Consider the following 18119-nt stretch of genomic DNA (forward strand, 5'->3'; position numbering starts at 1 on the left):
TATGATTAATATAAAAAAACATTCTGGAATTTACACCTTAGAGGCTACACAAGAAATCGACATTCCGCTACATGAAGCTTGGTCTTTTTTTAGCTCTCCTAATAATCTAGAAAAAATCACTCCTTCAGAAATGGGTTTTAAAATCACATCTGAAGTTGATAAAAAGGCTTATGCCGGACAAATAATAACTTATAAAGTTGGTATTCTTCCAGGTATAAAAACAAATTGGGTTACAGAAATAACACAAGTTGAACACGAATCTTTCTTTATAGACGAACAGCGTTTTGGTCCATACAGAATGTGGCATCATGAACATTGGTTTTACAGCCAACCTGACGGAAAAACATTAATGAAAGATAAAATCTCATATAAAATACCTTTTGGAATTTTAGGTGATTTAGCTCAAACTCTTTTCATAAAAAAACAATTAAAAGGTATTTTCGAATACCGTTATAAAACCTTAGAAACCTACTTTAATGGAAAATAAAATAACTCTATTTTGGTTTCGACGCGACTTAAGACTAGAAGATAACACGGCTTTACATTATGCTCTAAAATCGAGTAATAATGTATTACCTATTTTTATTTTTGATGATGATATTTTAGACTCACTACCTAAAGACGATGCTAGGGTTTCCTTTATTCACAACACTCTAGAAAACATAAACAAAGAACTTACCGAGTTTAGATCGAGCCTTGTTGTAAAAAAAGGCTCGACTCTAGTAGTTTGGAAAGCTCTAATTGAAGAGCATAACATTGAGCGTGTATTTTTTAATAAAGATTACGAACCTTACGCCATAAAAAGAGACCTTGAAATCTCAAAATTATTAAAATCTAAGGGCATAGAAACAAAGTCGTTCAAAGACCAAGTAATTTTTGAAGAAAACGATATTCTAAAAAACGATAATACCCCATATACAATATATACACCATTTAAAAATAAGTGGTTAAAAAAATTCGATGAGAAAGCAGATGTATTAAATTATGAGATTGATAACACTCGATTTCACAAGATTAATTTAACTTTTCCTTCTTTAGAAGATATTGGATTTACTAAAAGTAAAATACTAGTAAAACCATATAATTTAACGGCTTTAGATCGCTATGATGAAGTCCGAAATTTTCCAGCACAAGATCAAACCTCATACCTTTCACCACATTTAAGATTTGGACTTGTTAGCACCAGAAACATGGTGAAATTAGCATTAAAAACAAATGCTATATTTTTAAGTGAACTTATTTGGCGCGAATTTTTCATGCAAATCCTCTTTCATTTTCCTAAAGTAGTTACCGAAAATTTCAAACAAAAATACGATGCGATACCTTGGCGAAATAACGAAGCAGACTTTAAAGCTTGGTGCGAAGGAAAAACGGGCTACCCCATGGTAGATGCAGGTATGCGCGAATTGAACAAAACGGGATATATGCATAATCGTGTACGCATGATTACTGCTGGATTTCTATGTAAGCACCTTTTAATAGATTGGCGTTGGGGCGAAGCATATTTCGCTGAAAAACTACTAGATTACGAACTCTCTGCAAATAACGGAAATTGGCAATGGGCTGCTGGCACAGGTTGCGATGCCGCACCTTACTTTAGAGTTTTTAATCCTGCCGAGCAGTTGAAAAAATTTGATAAAGATGCCATTTACATACGCCGTTGGGTTGAAGATTATGATGAATTAACCTATCCGCAACCTATGGTCGAACATAAATTTGCACGAGAACGTGCTATTTCTACATACAAAAAAGCGCTAAACCCTTAATTAAGGTTTAGCGCTTTTTTATTATTAACAATGGACTAAAACTATTCTGTTTTATCCAATATAAGCCTTTGCCCCATCTAATGCTTTTGTAATACCATCTGGATTTTTACCTCCAGCAGTTGCAAAAAATGGTTGTCCACCACCACCACCTTGAATATGTTTACCAAGTTCGCGAACTACTTGCCCAGCATTTAAGCCTTTACTTGCAACTAGTTCTTTTGAGATGTAACAAGATAATAATGCTTTTCCGTTTTGTTCGGTTGCAAATAATAAGAATAAATTATCAAACTGCGATCCTAAATCGAAAGCAACATCTTTTAATCCGCCAGCATCTAAATCTAATTTTTTGGCTAAAAACTGAACGCCATTAATTTCAGCTAATTCACTTCTTAATTCACCTTTTATATTTTTAGCTTTATCTTTTAATAAACCTTCAATTTGCTTTTTAAGGCTTGTGTTTTCATCTTGTAAATTCTGAAGTGCTTTTACAGGCTCTTTAGCATTGTTAAGTAAATCTTTCATTTCGAAGAATGTTCTGTTGTTTTCAGAATAAAAATCTTTTACAGCATCGTTAGTGATAGCTTCAATTCTTCTAATTCCAGCTGCAACAGCACCTTCTGAAACTATTTTAAAATGCCAAATATCACCTGTATTTTTAACGTGTGTTCCACCACAAAGCTCAATAGATTGTCCAAAACGAATAGCACGAACCGTATCGCCATATTTCTCTCCAAACAAACTCATTGCACCATCAGCAATAGCTTCTTCTTTTGGTACATTTCTTTTTTCAACTAAAGGCAACTTACCTTCTATTCTGGCATTTACAAAGTTTTCTACATCTTGCAATTCTTCTGTTGTTAATTTAGAAAAATGCGAGAAATCAAAACGCAAATACTTAGAGTTTACAGCCGATCCTTTTTGTTCTACATGAGTTCCTAAAATCTCTCTTAAGGCCTGATGTAATAAGTGTGTTGCTGTATGGTTACTCTCCGTACGATTACGTTGTTTTTCATCTACTACCGCTTTAAAGTTTTCGTTAATATGCTTTGGTAAATTTTTAGCAAAGTGAATAATAACGTTACTTTCTTTTTTAGTATCTAAAATATAAACCACATCGCCATGGGCGTCTTCCAAATAACCTTTATCTCCAACTTGCCCTCCGCCTTCTGGGTAAAACGGTGTTAAGTTAAATACTAACTGATACATTTCACCATCTTTTTTAGAAACAACTTTACGGTATCTTGTTAATTTTACATTAGCTTCAAGCGAATCATAACCAACAAATTCTTCTTCAGAATCGTTACTTAAAATCGTCCAATCGTCTGTAGACATTTCACTAGCTGCACGCGAGCGATTCTTTTGCTTTTGTAATTCTTCATTAAAGCCCTTTTCATCTAACTTCAATCCTTTTTCAGAAAGAATAAGCGCCGTTAAATCTATAGGAAAACCATAAGTATCATATAATTCGAAAGCTTTCTCTCCCGAAACTGTATCACCTTTTGTAGTTTCTACAATTCTATTTAATAACACCAAACCTTGATCTAATGTTCTTAAAAATGATTGTTCTTCTTCTTTTATAACATTTTCAATAAGTTGTTTTTGAGCTTTCAATTCCGGGAAAGCATCTCCCATTTTTTCGCTTAAAACAGTAACTAATCTATAAATAAAAGGTTCTTTTTTCTCTAAAAATGTAAATCCGTAACGTACAGCACGACGTAAAATTCTTCGAATTACATAACCTGCTCCAGTATTACTTGGCAACTGGCCATCTGCAATTGAAAACGCTACGGCACGAACGTGATCGGAAATCACACGAATGGCAACATCTACCTCTTCGTCCTTATTATATGTTTTATTAGTAACCGCTTCAATTTCGCGAATAATTGGCGTAAACACATCGGTATCATAATTAGATTGAACACCTTGTAAAACCATACAAAGACGCTCAAACCCCATACCTGTATCAATATGCTTATCTGGTAAAGCCTCTAAACTTCCGTTCGCTTTTCTATTGTATTGCATAAAAACTAGGTTCCATATTTCAACCACTTGTGGATGATCCATGTTTACCAAATCTTTACCTGAAATTTTAGCTTTTTCTTCCGCAGAACGAATATCTACGTGTATTTCACTACATGGACCACATGGACCTTGATCGCCCATTTCCCAGAAGTTATCCTTTTTGTTACCTTTTAATATGCGATCTTCAGAAATATATTGTTTCCAAAAATCGTAAGCTTCAGTATCCATGCTTAAATTATCGTCGTCGTCGCTACCTTCAAAAACAGTAACGTACAAAATATCTTTATCTACGCCATAAACATCAACTAAAAGTTCCCAAGCCCAAGCAATAGCTTCCTTTTTAAAGTAATCGCCAAAACTCCAGTTACCAAGCATTTCGAACAATGTATGGTGGTAGGTATCATAACCAACTTCTTCTAAATCGTTATGTTTTCCAGAAACACGCAAACATTTTTGCGAATCGGTAATTCTATTGTTTTTAGGCTGGGCATTCCCAAGAAAATACTCTTTAAAAGGCGCCATCCCTGCGTTTACAAACATAAGGGTTGGATCATCTTTTAAAACCATGGGAGCCGATGGCACAATACTATGCTTTTTATCTTCAAAAAAACTTAAAAACTTAGCGCGGATGTCTTGAGACTTCATATATAAAATATTCTCTTTTCAGTTATTTTCTATTAATTACAAAACAATTTTTATCTTTACTTTTCAGTTAAAAAAACTACAAACAGCGGTTTTATTATTCTATTAATAATAAATGATTAGCTTTGTTCGTTCTGCTTTTAAAATTTAAAGCACTGAAACAAAAATTGTAAAGCGCAAAAATAGTATAAAAATAGTAATGAGTAAGGTAAAATATTATTACGATTCTGATTCACTTTCTTACAGAAAGATTGAGCGCCGAAAAAGGACGACGTTTAAGTATGCTTTTATGTTTATTTTAGCATCGGCACTCTTTGGTTTTTTGTTCGTTTTTATAGCCAGTCAATACGTAGAATCGCCCAAAGAACGGTCTCTTGCGAGAGAATTACACAACATGCAATTGCAGTATGAATTGCTAAATAAAAAAATGAACGAAGCCGAAAACGTTTTGGCTAATGTTGCCGATAGAGACAACAATATTTATCGTGTTTATTTTGAAGCTAACCCTATTCCGGAAGCTCAACGACGTGCTGGTTTTGGCGGAATTAACAGATATAAAAACTTAGAAGGCTTTGATAACTCTAAACTTATTGTTGAAAGTAATAAACGCTTAGATATTTTACAAAAACAAATTGTTGTGCAATCTAAATCGCTAGATGAAATTGCTGTACTTGCTAAAGAAAAAGAAAAACTGCTAGCAGCAATACCAGCTATTCAGCCTGTGAATAACAAAGATTTAAAACGTATGGCCTCTGGCTATGGTATGAGATCGGACCCTTTTACTAAGGCTAGAAAAATGCACTGGGGTATGGATTTTACAGCTCCACGTGGTACACCTATTTACGCTTCCGGCGATGGAATTGTGGTTCGTGCAGATTCTGGATCTACAGGTTATGGAAACCATATTAGAATAGATCATGGCTTTGGATACATTAGTTTATATGCGCATTTATACAAATACAATGTGCGAAAAAACCAAAAAGTACAACGTGGTGATTTAATTGGATTTGTTGGTAGTACTGGACGATCGGAAGCACCACATTTACATTACGAAATTTTTAAAGACGGCGACCGCATAAACCCAATGAACTTCTACTACGGAAGTTTAACTGCGGAAGAATACAGCAAACTTTTAGAACACGCTTCATTAGAAAATCAATCTTTAGATTAATGCATATAGATTTACCAGAAAAGCGATATTATGCTATTGGAGAAGTGGCCAAAGCCTTTGGCGTGAACACCTCTTTAATACGTTTTTGGGAAAAAGAATTTGATGTCCTTAAACCTAAAAAAAATGCAAAAGGCAATCGAAAATTTACACCAGAAGATGTTAAAAACTTAAAGTTTATCTATCATTTGGTGAAAGAGCGAGGCTTTACGCTAGAAGGTGCGAAAACACATTTAAAGGAAGAAAAAAAAGAAGCACTAAGCAACTTTGAAATTATTAATACTTTAGAGAATATTAAAACACAACTTATCAAAATAAAAGAACATCTTTAAGTATCAACTAAAGATGTACTGAAGTTAAACTAAATTTTATATCTTAAAACAGTAACTTTTTAAGAAATATTGGGTCTAATATATTGAGAACTAAAATCAACATTCAAATTATTTTATCATGAAAAAATTTTTACCATTAATTATAATTGCAATTCTTGCCATTGGCGCATACTCTTGGGGTAAAGGATTTAACAATACCGCTGTAACTTTAAAAGAAACAGCAACTAAAACTTGGGCAAATGTAGAAAGTAGCTACCAACGTAGAAACGATTTAATTGGCAACTTAGTAAAAACAGTACAAGGTGCAGCCGATTTTGAAAAAGGGACATTACAAGCCGTTATAGAAGCACGAGCTAAAGCAACTTCTATTACTATAGACCCAACAAATATTACACCAGAACAATTAGCAAAATTCAACCAAGCACAAGGTGGCTTATCTGGAGCTTTAAAAAGTTTATTAGTAACTGTAGAGCGCTATCCTGATTTAAAAGCAAATCAAAACTTTTTAGAATTACAAAGTCAATTAGAAGGCACAGAAAACAGAATTAACGTTGCTAGAGATCGCTTTAACGCAACTGTAGAGCCATACAACATGCATATTAAAACGTTTCCTAATTCTATATTAGCAGGTTTATTTAATTTTGACCCATTAAATTATTTCAAAGCCGAAGCTGGAAGTGAAAAAGCACCAGACGTAGATTTTGAATTCTAATAAACGCATCTATTATATTTAATATTTCACCAAAGTAAACAAAACGAGCATGTCTAATAAAGTTGAAGCATTTTTAACAAGCGAAGAAGAACAAGACATTGTTGAAGCTATTCGTTTAGCCGAATTAAATACATCTGGAGAAATACGAGTTCATATTGAAAACACTTCTAATGGAGATGCTACACATCGTGCTTTAGAAGTGTTTCATTATTTAAAAATGGACAACACAAAATTGCAAAATGGTGTACTTATTTACGTCGCTATAGACGATAAAACGTTTGTAATTTATGGTGATGAAGGTATAAACAAAGTTGTTCCAAAAAACTTTTGGGACAGCACAAAAGATGTGATGCAATCGCACTTTAAATCTGGTAATTTTAAGCAAGGTATTATTGAAGGTATTCAAAAAGCCGGCGAACAGTTAGAATCTTTTTTCCCTTGGAAACATGATGATATCGATGAATTATCTAACGAAATTTCAAAAGGATAGTACAAAAACATGCAGCACTCAGTATCTAGTATTCGGTCGCAGTTTAAAATGAAAAATCTTTTTTTCGTTGTTTTACTCACTACACTTTTATACACTAATTTTTCTTTTGCGCAATATGAAATTCCTAAGACACCGGATTTTCAAACGAGTGTTTACGATTACTACAATCTTTTAAGTGCATCACAAAAAAGCAACTTAGAGCAAAAACTTATAAAATATTCCGACACCACTTCAACCCAAATAGTAGTAGCTATTATTGCTTCTACCGAAGGCGAAAATATTAACTATTTAGGTGCTAAATGGGGACAAGCCTGGGGAATTGGACAAGAGAAAGAAGATAACGGTGTGCTTATTTTATTGGCTCGTGATGACAGACGTATTGCCATTAACACAGGTTACGGCGTAGAGCATTTACTAACCGATGCGATGTCTAACAGAATTATTAACCGTGATATTATTCCATATTTTAAACAGAATGATTATTACGGCGGATTAAACAAAGGTGCCGATGTTATTTTTGAAGTCCTAACAGGCGAATATAAAGGCACAAGACAAACCTCTAACCAAGAAGGTATTCCGGTTGGTTTTATAATGCTATTAGTTTTTATATTTTTTATTATCCTTATCTCTATTTCCAAAAACAAACGCGGAGGTGGCGGCGGAAACAACAGAGGAAATCGATCTTCAGGTCCCGATATACTCGAGGCTATTATTTTGAGTAATTTAGGCCGTGGCAACTACCGAAGAGGCTCTTCTGGAGGTTTTGGTGGTGGCTTTGGAGGCGGAAGCTCTAGCGGAGGTGGTTTTGGCGGAGGCTTCGGTGGCGGAGGCTTTGGCGGAGGCGGTGCTTCTGGTGGCTGGTAAATTTATACCATAAAAAAAGGAAGGCATTGATTAACGCCCTCCTTTTCTATATTTATTAAAACAAATAGTTTTACTTCTTTAGAAGCCTACATTATTAATGTAAGCATCCACTTCCATATCATGACCAACAAAATCGGTAAAGGCTTTATTTAAGTCAACACTATTACCAACAGATAATATATATTTTCTAAAACGTTCTCCGTTTTCGCGATTCATACCACCGTTTGCTTTAATCCAATCGTAAGTATTATAATCTAATGTTTTACTCCACGTGTAAGCATAATATCCAGCAGAATAACCACTACCCCAAACATGTGCAAAGTAAGGTGTATGATACCTAGAAGGCACTTCACTTACTAGTAATCCATTTTTAGCTAAAGCTTCTTTTTCAAATTCTAAAACAGGTTTAAAATCTGCTTCGTTTTCTACAGTATGCCACATCATATCAATAACAGATGCTGCTAATAATTCTGTTACATCGTAACCTTTATTAAACATTTCAGCCTTCATTAACTTATCAATTAAAGCCTGAGGAATGGTTTCTTTAGTTTCGTAATGTATTGCATAGTTTTTTAAAACATCTGGCTCTAAAGCCGCATGCTCATTTATTTGAGAAGGAAACTCAACATAATCTCTAGGCACACTTGTACCAGATAAAGACACATATTGTTGGTTCGCAAATAAACCATGTAATGTATGGCCAAACTCATGAAACATAGTGGTTACGTTATCGAAACTTATTAAACTTGGGTTACCTTCAGTAGGTTTTATGTAATTAAATACATTAACGATTACTGGTTTTTGCTTTAAATAATGAGACTGATTAACAAAACTATTCATCCAAGCACCGCCTTTTTTAGTGTCGCGTGTGTAAAAATCTAAATAGTACAACGCTAAGCTAGACCCGTCTTTATCAAAAACTTCGTAAGTAATAACATCTGGATTGTAAACCGGTAAATCTGTACGTTTTTTAAACGTAATACCATACATACGTTCCGCAGCATAAAACACACCATTCTCTAAAACCGAGTTTAATTCGAAATAAGGTTCAAGTTCTTTTTGATCTAAATCGTACTTCGCTTTTTTAACTTGTTCTGCATAAAAACTCCAATCCCATGGTTCTAATTTAAAACCACCATTTTGAGCATCTATAATACTTTGTATATTGGCAGCTTCTTTTTTTGCTTGAGCCACAGATGCTTTGCCTAATTCTGATAATAGATTTAAAGCACGATCTGGAGTTTTAGCCATTTGGTTTTGAAGTTTCCATTCTGCATAATTTTTCTTTCCCATTAATTGGGCTTTTTGCATACGTAAAAGTGCTATTTCTTCAACAACTTGTCTAGTATCAGCGTCGTTACCCTTTTCAGCTCTTGTAAACGAAGCCTCAAATAATTTTTGACGTGTTTCTCTATTTTTCAATACAGCTAATAAAGGCTGTTGCGTAGTATTAGATAATCCAAGAATATATTTCCCTTCGTGTCCAGCTTCTTCGGCTTTAAGTTTTGCTCTTTCAATATCATCAGAACTTAAGCCATCAAGCTCTTCGGCAGTATCAACAACCAAAGCCGCTTCTTTACGTGCTTTTAGCAACTTACTATTAAACTCAGTTTTTAAAACGGAAAGTTTTTTATTAATTTCCATCATCTTTTCCTTGTCTTCAGCAGACAAACTAGCGCCTGCCATTTCAAAACGCTTTAAATAGTAATCTACTAGCTTTAAATCTTCACCTTTTAAAGTTGAAAGATCTAATGCTTTTATGCGATTATAAATTTTAGAATTAAGATAAATATTATCGGAGTGCGATGAAAATATTGGTGCATACTCCTTCTCTATGGCTTGTAATGTAGGGTTGGTGCTAGAACCTGTAAGATTGTAAAATACATTTGTTGCTCTACCCAAAACTTCTCCACTTAACTCGATAGCCAAAACGGTATTTTCGAATGTTGGAGTTGCTGTATTATTGGTTATTGCATCAATTTCAGAATCGTGTAATTTTAGACCTTCTTTAAAAGCGGGTACAAAATCTTCATCTTTAATTAAATCAAACTGAGGTGCTTGATATTGTAATGTACTTTTTTGAACTAAAGGATTCTGGTTCTCATCTATTTTTTCTTTGGTTTTAGACGTACAAGAAAATAAGACAACATTAACAAGAACCAAGCATATAGCATGATGCTTTGTAAGGTGATTTATCATTGTTTTAGATTAAGTTATTAGTATATAAAAATACATAACTTAATCTAAAAACAACGTTATAAAATTATTGGTTTTTGATTTACTTTTTACGCATGTAAACGCTTACCGGAACACCTTTAAAATCAAACTTTTCACGAAGTTTGTTTTCTAGAAAACGTTTGTAAGGTTCTTTTACGTATTGTGGTAAGTTACAGAAAAACGCAAACTGCGGCTGCGGTGTTGGCAACTGCATAATGTATTTAATTTTAACGTATTTAGCTTTGTATGCTGGTGGTGGGTAGTTTTCAATAAGTGGTAAAAACACCTCGTTAAGCTTACTTGTTTTAATCTTTTTAGATCGGTTATGGTAAACCTCAACAGCTGTTTCAATAGCTTTAAAAATACGTTGCTTTGTTAACACAGAGATAAAAACAACAGGCACATCTGTAAAGGGTTCCATTTGTTGTTTAATAACGCGCTCGTACTCTTTCATAGATTTGTGGTCTTTCTCTACTAAATCCCACTTATTAACAAGAATAACAATACCTTTTCTGTTTCTTTGGGCTAACCAAAAAATATTTTGAACCTGACCGTCGAAACCACGAGTGGCATCTAAAACAACTAAACATACATCGGCATGTTCAATAGCACGAACAGATCGCATTACAGAATAAAATTCTAAATCTTCTTTCACTTTAGACTTTCTTCTAATTCCAGCAGTATCTACTAAATTAAATTCGAATCCAAAACGATTATATTTTGTATCAATAGAGTCACGAGTTGTTCCTGCAACATCTGTAACAATATATCTATCTTCTCCTATTAAAGCATTTATGAATGATGATTTTCCTGCATTAGGACGGCCAACTACCGCAAAACGAGGTAACACTTGCTCTTCAACTTCTTCCTTTTCAGGTAAAGCTTCAACTAAAGCATCTAATAGATCTCCGGTTCCACTACCATTTATACTTGCAATGGTATAATATTCACCTAAACCTAAAGAATAAAACTCTACAGCATCTGCCGCACGTTTACCGTTATCAACTTTATTTACAACAAGAAAAACAGGTTTGTTTACTTTACGTAACAACTCTGCAACATCCTCATCCATTCCAGTAACACCAGTTTCAACATCTACCATAAAAATAATGGCATCGGCTTCATCTATTGCTAATTCAACTTGTTTATCAATTTCTGCTTCAAAAACATCATCACTACCTAAAACGTATCCGCCGGTATCAATTAACGAAAATTCTTTACCATTCCAATCACTTTTACCGTAATGACGGTCTCTTGTAACACCACTAACGGCATCTACAATTGCCTCACGACGTTGTATTAAACGATTGAAAAAAGTTGATTTGCCAACATTTGGTCTTCCTACTATTGCTACTATATTACTCATAAGTTTTGTTTTTATGCATTACATATCCTGTAAGCGGCTGCAAAGATAGTGTTTAGTTCGATAGAAAAGAGTATTTTACTTTCCTAATGAATTAATTATGAATACACCACTAAACGAAATTGTACTTAGACCTCGGTTTAAAATGGAACTACCAAGAACAAACACCTCGGTTTTAAAGGACTTTGAAGATAGCAAGACCTTACAGTCTGATTTTATTGTATCTACAGTTGACGATCATGTATTTATTAAACTCCCTAAAGAAAAACAACATTTTTGGTCGCCGCAACTGCATTTAGAGATAAATGAAGTGGATAAAAACACTAGTTTATTGCGTGGTTTGTTCGGGCCAAGCCCAACCGTTTGGACCATGTTTATGTTTTTTCATTTTGCTATTGCCATGCTTTTTATTGTGTTTAGCATTTGGGCCTATAGCAATTGGGCTTTAAAAGCTCCTTACCAAACACAAATTATAGGTTTGGTTGTTTTAACAGGAATTTGGTTTGTGCTGTATTTTGCCGGTAGAGTGAGTAAATTTTCTAACCAAACGGAAATGAATGCCTTATATAATTTTATGAATAGTATTTGTAAGGCATAAAAAAAGCTCTAATTGCTACCAACCAAAGCTTTTAAACTAAACTAACTCAAACTTTTTCAAAATACCAATGTTTTGAATGGCACAAAGATGCGGTTCAAGTTTTAACTAAAGGTTACCTAATTAAAAAGATAACGTTAGTTTTTACTGATTATATCCAAAACGTCTTAACTGCTTTTGGTTACTTCTCCAGTTTTTATTCACTTTTACATACAGTTCTAAGTGAATTTGTTTACCGAAAAACTTTTCTAAATCTTTTCTAGCCTCTACACCTACGCGCTTTAAAGCCGTACCTTTATGGCCAATTATGATACCTTTTTGAGTTTCGCGCTCTACCATAATTACAGATCGCATTCTAATAATTTTTTCTTCCTCGAAAAACTCCTCTGTCTCTATTTCTACAGCATAAGGAATTTCTTTTTTATAATGAAGAAGAATTTTTTCACGAATAGTTTCATTTATAAAGAAACGCTCTGGCTTATCCGTTAATTGATCTTTTGGATAAAAAGCTGGCGATTCTGGCAATAACTCGATAATTCTATGAAATACTTCTTTCACTTGAAAACCTTGTAAAGCCGAAATAGGAATAATTTCTGCATTTGGCACTTTCTCTGCCCAAAGTTGCACTTGAGTTTCTAATTGTTCCTGATCTGATATATCAATTTTATTCAAAAGTAATAAAACAGGGATTTTAGACGCTTTAATTTTATTAAAGAACGCTTCATCTTTTAAAGCTTGCTCTCCAATTTCTACCATATAAATTAATATATCTGCATCTTCAAAGGCCGATTTTACAAACCCCATCATAGATTCTTGCAACTCGTAAGCTGGCTTAATAATACCAGGAGTATCACTTAATACCACCTGAAAATCGTCTCCATTTACAATACCTAAAATTCTATGGCGTGTAGTTTGTGCCTTAGAAGTGATGATAGATAATTTTTCACCTATAAAGGCATTCATTAGTGTTGATTTTCCAACGTTTGGATTACCAATAATATTTACAAAACCTGCTTTATGGTTCATAGTCTTCAATTTATTAAGTTGCAAAGTTACAACCTTTATTTTTTTGAATTTACTAAAACAAAAAAGACTGCCATTTTCAGGCAGTCTTTTTTATATATTTAAACGTTTCATTCTAATTATAAGTTGAAAACTTCAACACTATAATTAAAAGAATATGTTTTAAATTACTTAACGATTTCTAATAATTCAACATCGAATACTAAAACATCGAAAGGCTTAATTTTTCCACCTCTTGGAGTTGCTCCGTAACCTAATTCTTGTGGTACAAAGAATTTATATTTAGAACCTACAGACATTAACTGTAAACCTTCTGTCCAACCTGGAATAACTTGAGTTACACCAAAAGTAGCTGGAGTTCCACGATCTACAGAACTATCAAAAATAGTTCCATCGGTTAACGTACCATGGTAATGTACTTTTACTTGAGAAGCTGTTGTTGGCTTTTGGCCTGTTCCTTCTTCTTCAACAATATATTGTAATCCGCTTTCTGTTACTTGAACACCATCTTTAGATTTGTTTTCTTCTAAAAATTTCTCACCAGCTAATTTAACTTCACCAAACTCAGCTTCTGCTTTTTTAGCAGCTTCTTCTTTTTGTTTAGCAATATCAGCTTGTTGCTTTTTTTGGAAATAAGCTTGTACTACTTTTTGAGCTTCTGCTTGATCTATTAAAATATCAGTAGAATCAATAGCGTTCATAAACCCTTGGATAAACAACTCGTTATCAAACTCAGAGAAACTAGTTTTTACATTTCTAGCAACGTCCATACCGATAGCATAACTTACTGAATCTAATTCTGTTTTTACAGGCTTTTTTGTAACTCCTGTGTTATTACAAGATGCCATTAATGCTGTAAGAGCAACTAGGCTTAAAACTTTAATTGTTTTCATTTTTTTGTGTTAAATTAATTTGCAGTCAAATGTAATAAAATTATAATAGCTACAAAATAGCTTTAAGCTCTATTTAACAAAAAACATTAAGCTTATACGTACACGGGATTTAAGAAATGATACCTAATTTAAGGTAGAAAGTTTATAAAATAAAAAAGCCTGCTATTAGCAGGCTTTTAGAATTAAAGTGGGGAGAGTAGGATTCGAACCTACGAAGACGTAGTCAGCAGATTTACAGTCTGCCCTCGTTGGCCGCTTGAGTATCTCCCCAAAACTGACCGCAAATATATTACTGTTTATCAATTCTACAAAACAAATTTCGTTTTTTTTACAATTCGTATCGAATTCTAAAAGTTAAGAAGCGTGGTTGTATATAATATTCGGTGGCACTTACAGAAATTGTGCCCACATTACTTTGATTTTGAGACCTGGTATTTAATAAGTTAGTCGCTTTAACTTCATATTCCCATTTGCTATCTTCATCTTTTTTATAAGCTAAAGAGGCATCCCAAAATTCATAAGAATTTATTGTTTTTTCTTCATCTGAAAAATTATTATATGAATAATCGGTCTTAAAAGTGAAGCTTTTTAAGATTAAAGCATCAAATTCTATCGATGGCGCCTTAGTAAAAAACTTTGTTCTTTGCGTTCCTTGATCGTTATCTTGAATGCTGTAACGATACCCTAATTCAAAATTTGGAGCTTCTTTAAAATTAGTTCTTAATTCGCCTCTATAGGTTTGCGAATAGGTTTCGTTAGCAAACGGCAAATTATTTACAAGCTGGTTGTATTTAGTGTAACTTAAATTACCAGTAGCTGTTGCTCTAAACTTACCTATTGTTTTTTGAACTCGAGCATTAGCACTAGCGCTTTCATCGGCTAGATTGGAATTGTAAGGACTACTTACTCTAATAACACTTCCGATAGGTAATTCTGAATTTGTTCTAATTCTATCTACTGTTTTACTATAATTTAATCGCGCCGAAACATTGGTGTAATTAAACATATTAAAACTGAAATACGATAAATTGAAGTTATGAGCCAAAGCACTTTCCAACTCCTGATTTCCAGAAAAAACCGAACTATAATCGTTTAAAACTAAACCTCTAGCTAATTGATTAACATCGGTAAAGTTGGTTTGCATATCGTAATTAAAAATAATACGTTCACTCTTTTTTAACTGAATCAACATATTAAAATCTGGTAGTAATCTAAAAAAGTCATCAGTATAACTTATATCAAACTGGTCATTTTTCGCACTATAAGCATGTGCAGAAAAACCGGGCGTAAATGTAAAAATTCCAGATTTTAAACGGTAATGCGCTCCTGCATAAACATCGGTAAACGTGTAAGCGATATCGTTTACATCCAAGCCATCGTTTATAGTTGGAGTTGAGTCAAAATCGGTATCGTTATCTAAAGTTTGAAATATATTAGAATCGAAATCTTGTTTACTATAAATGGTTCCAACGGTAAAATTAATATCACTTTTTTGATTTATAATATTCCAGTAATCAACCTTAGCATCCATTTGATTAGATTTTACGCGCTTATCCTGATTGATATCATATTGAATTTGATCTCTATCGAAACCTAAATTACTTGCCGTATCATCGTAAGCATCACTCGGGTTTATTGGATCGTCTAAATCATTATCATTATTAGTCGGGTCGTTTTCTAGAATAGCATTGTAAAAAGGGTCTTCATCTTGCCATAAATGTTGCACTTCTAAAGCAAAAATATTTTTTTCATTTAAAGTGTAGTAGTAATTTAAATTTTGATTGATACTAAAAGGAGAGGAACTTTCTAACTCACTAACATCTCCAACACGAGATGATAATACAAATTGATCTTGCGACTCCTTAGACGTTCTTGCCAACACATCGTAATCTAATTGATTACTTCCGTTTGGCTTATACTTTGCACTAAACTTCAACATAGCCATATCGCTACGTTGGCGCGTATTGCTTTCTTTATTTTCATCACGAGAAGCATCATCCAAAAATTGCACATCGCTAATTTCTGTTAAATCTGTTCGGTTACTTAACAGAATGGCGAAACCACTTAAATCTAAAGTTGATTTAGGCGAATAGCTAAAATTAGCAGCTCCAAATTTGGTATTAATATTTTTAGCTCTATTATTCTGAAGTGATAAGAACCCTAAATTATTACTACCTAAATCTATGTTTGTTCCACTACTTCTACTCGGCGATCTAAAACCACCTGTAAAGTTGAAATAATCGCGACGTGTAAACGCTATTTCACCAATATTATTTAAATCTCCAATTACATTTATACTGTATTCCGGACTGTAATAAAACAACTTAGGTTGAAATAAATACAATAAATCATTATCTGAAGTACCACCACCAGCAGTAACATTTCCGAACCAAAAATTCTTTTTACCTTGTTTAAGTCTAATGTTTATAGCAATGTTATCTTGGTTATTGGTTACTCCACCTAATTGGCCAACTTCGGCATAATTTTTAAGAACCTCAACCTTATCAATGGCATTTGCAGGAATGTTTTGAGTGGCTAGTTTAGAGTCTCCATCGAAAAACTCCTTACCTTCAACCATAACTTTACCAACCTTTACGCCTTCTACTTCTATTTCACCATCATCATTAATCTCTACACCTGGTAGTTTATCTAAAACATCACCTAATTTTCGTTCTGTTCCAGACTTAAAAGAATCTGCATTATAAACAATAGTATCTCCTTTAATAGTTACAGGCATTTCATAAACCAACTCTACGGCATCCAGCGTATTATCTTCTACTAAAACAAAATCTTGAATCATTGCACCTTCTTTGGTAATAACCTCAGCCTGTCCCGTTCTCATACCTATATAACTCACTTGAATATTATACTTGGCATTTTTCTCTACTGAAAGTTTGTAACGACCATCTGGGTTTGTAATACCATAAGCATCTAGCTTTTGCGTATCTTGATTTATAGCAATAACATTTGCTAATTCCAACGGTTCACCAATACTATCTCTAACAACACCTTCCAGTTTAACTTGAGCAAAGGTTGTACTTACCGCTAAAAGCAGCGCAAAAACGATTAAATTTTTCACAGAATAAATTTTCGATTAATTACTATAATAAAATGATTGTTACTAGCGTCTTCCGCCGCCGCCACGATTTCCACCTCTACCGCCACGCATAGCTTGCATTTCTTCCATTTTTTTCTTCACAATGGCATCATATTCTGCTTGCGTTACTTCTTTTCCTTTAGATGGCACTTTCATTTCATCTTTTTCTGAAGGATTTAAAACAATTTTAGAACACAGAATTGTAGTTTTATCTGCGTTAATCTCTAGAATTAAACCAGGTAATCCCCAATATTTATCAGGCCCTTGGTTTACAGGAATCTGAGGTGTATACCAAGCTGTAACCATAATCTCTTTAGGCTTTTCTTCTTCATCCTTTTTATCTTCATCTCCAGATGGTCTTCTTCCAAAGTTACTAATATCGAATCCTGAAGCTTTCTTTACTGCTGTAGCTTTAAAACAAGTATATTGCCCAATGGTTTTAGTTTCCGAACCTAACTCCCATTTCAACTGTTGTAATTCATCTTTTATTAAAAACTGTTTTCCAAAAAACTCTTGTTCTTGCAAAAGCTCTTGGTCTCTAACATTTTTATATTGATCGCCACCAGTAAAACTCATAGCTCCAAAACGAGGACCTCTTCCTGTACTTGGTGCTTCTAAACGTTCTTCTTCCTTATATATAGATTCCGATTGGTTAAAAGTTAGAATAAAAGTTTTCTCTAGCATACTTTTCATTCGACCAGCAATTTCTTTTTTACGCTCTTCACTTAGTTGTCCACCACCAAAATTACTCATATCTACAGTAGTTTTAGACTCGTAGTATGCTTTACCTTGAAAGTCTTTTTGAGCAAAAGATAGTACCGTTACAAAAAGTAAACATGCGGTTAATGCTGGTTTTAAAATCTTAAAATTCATTATTCTTATATTTTTGTTTTGTTACTAAAATTAAACTTTAATTTTAGCTTAGACTAAAACAA

Annotated in this window: 15 protein-coding genes and 1 tRNA gene; 8 read left to right on the forward strand and 8 right to left on the reverse strand. The window is 33.6% G+C overall.

Annotation, left to right across the window (positions count from 1 at the left end):
* Nucleotide 1: 1 nt before the first annotated feature.
* Both V6246_RS07900 and V6246_RS07905 read left to right on the forward strand, forming a co-directional pair.
* Complete coding sequence (locus V6246_RS07900) at nt 2–487, forward strand: SRPBCC family protein (RefSeq protein WP_042496736.1); 486 nt, start codon at nt 2–4, stop codon at nt 485–487.
* Entirely contained in the window at nt 477–1766 is a 1290-nt protein-coding gene (locus tag V6246_RS07905) for a cryptochrome/photolyase family protein (protein ID WP_341559924.1), read from the forward strand. Before V6246_RS07900 ends, V6246_RS07905 begins: the two co-directional genes overlap by 11 nt.
* Nucleotides 1767–1817: 51 nt before the next feature.
* On the opposite strand, the gene alaS is transcribed toward V6246_RS07905, so the two are convergent.
* Entirely contained in the window at nt 1818–4433 is a 2616-nt protein-coding gene (alaS, locus tag V6246_RS07910) for an alanine--tRNA ligase (protein WP_341559925.1), read from the reverse strand.
* Between the two features lie 196 nt (nt 4434–4629).
* Here alaS and V6246_RS07915 point away from each other — a divergent pair, with 196 nt between their 5' ends.
* The 5 genes from V6246_RS07915 to V6246_RS07935 all read left to right on the forward strand — a co-directional run bounded on the left by V6246_RS07915 (nt 4630) and on the right by V6246_RS07935 (nt 7996).
* Nucleotides 4630–5601: a M23 family metallopeptidase gene (locus V6246_RS07915; protein ID WP_341559926.1), complete on the forward strand. Its 972-nt coding sequence runs from the start codon at nt 4630–4632 to the stop codon at nt 5599–5601.
* On the forward strand, nt 5601–5930 hold the full coding sequence (locus V6246_RS07920; protein ID WP_042496730.1) for a MerR family transcriptional regulator: 330 nt from the start codon (nt 5601–5603) through the stop codon (nt 5928–5930). Before V6246_RS07915 ends, V6246_RS07920 begins: the two co-directional genes overlap by 1 nt.
* A gap of 118 nt (nt 5931–6048) precedes the next feature.
* On the forward strand, nt 6049–6642 hold the full coding sequence (locus tag V6246_RS07925) for a LemA family protein (protein ID WP_159018418.1): 594 nt from the start codon (nt 6049–6051) through the stop codon (nt 6640–6642).
* Between the two features lie 49 nt (nt 6643–6691).
* Nucleotides 6692–7132 (forward strand): TPM domain-containing protein, encoded by a 441-nt coding sequence (locus V6246_RS07930; RefSeq protein WP_159018419.1) that lies wholly within the window; start codon nt 6692–6694, stop codon nt 7130–7132.
* Between the two features lie 9 nt (nt 7133–7141).
* Entirely contained in the window at nt 7142–7996 is an 855-nt protein-coding gene (locus tag V6246_RS07935) for a TPM domain-containing protein (protein WP_445818992.1), read from the forward strand.
* Between the two features lie 78 nt (nt 7997–8074).
* On the opposite strand, the gene V6246_RS07940 is transcribed toward V6246_RS07935, so the two are convergent.
* Both V6246_RS07940 and der read right to left on the reverse strand, forming a co-directional pair.
* Entirely contained in the window at nt 8075–10195 is a 2121-nt protein-coding gene (locus tag V6246_RS07940) for a M3 family metallopeptidase (RefSeq protein ID WP_341559927.1), read from the reverse strand.
* 79 nt (nt 10196–10274) lie between these two features.
* Nucleotides 10275–11579, reverse strand: coding sequence for a ribosome biogenesis GTPase Der (gene der, locus V6246_RS07945; protein ID WP_159018422.1), 1305 nt, complete (start codon nt 11577–11579; stop codon nt 10275–10277).
* Between the two features lie 97 nt (nt 11580–11676).
* Between der and V6246_RS07950 the strand changes: the two genes are divergently transcribed.
* Nucleotides 11677–12174, forward strand: coding sequence for a GTP-binding protein (locus V6246_RS07950; protein ID WP_341559928.1), 498 nt, complete (start codon nt 11677–11679; stop codon nt 12172–12174).
* 141 nt (nt 12175–12315) lie between these two features.
* On the opposite strand, the gene era is transcribed toward V6246_RS07950, so the two are convergent.
* From era to V6246_RS07975, 5 genes are all read right to left on the reverse strand, one after another.
* Complete coding sequence (gene era / locus V6246_RS07955; protein ID WP_042502661.1) at nt 12316–13197, reverse strand: GTPase Era; 882 nt, start codon at nt 13195–13197, stop codon at nt 12316–12318.
* 164 nt (nt 13198–13361) lie between these two features.
* Nucleotides 13362–14087 carry an FKBP-type peptidyl-prolyl cis-trans isomerase gene (locus V6246_RS07960; protein WP_341559929.1) on the reverse strand — a complete coding sequence of 242 codons (726 nt, stop codon included), beginning with the start codon at nt 14085–14087 and terminating at the stop codon, nt 13362–13364.
* 188 nt (nt 14088–14275) lie between these two features.
* Nucleotides 14276–14357 (reverse strand) — tRNA-Tyr (locus V6246_RS07965).
* 58 nt (nt 14358–14415) lie between these two features.
* The gene (locus V6246_RS07970; RefSeq protein WP_341559930.1) at nt 14416–17166 is read right to left on the reverse strand and encodes a TonB-dependent receptor; all 2751 of its coding nucleotides are present in this window, start codon (nt 17164–17166) and stop codon (nt 14416–14418) included.
* Nucleotides 17167–17208: 42 nt separating this feature from the next.
* Nucleotides 17209–18057 (reverse strand): GLPGLI family protein, encoded by an 849-nt coding sequence (locus V6246_RS07975; protein ID WP_341559931.1) that lies wholly within the window; start codon nt 18055–18057, stop codon nt 17209–17211.
* Nucleotides 18058–18119: the final 62 nt, after the last annotated feature.

The organism is Algibacter sp. TI.3.09 (assembly GCF_038154905.1).
Classification (GTDB): Bacteria; Bacteroidota; Bacteroidia; order Flavobacteriales; family Flavobacteriaceae; genus Algibacter.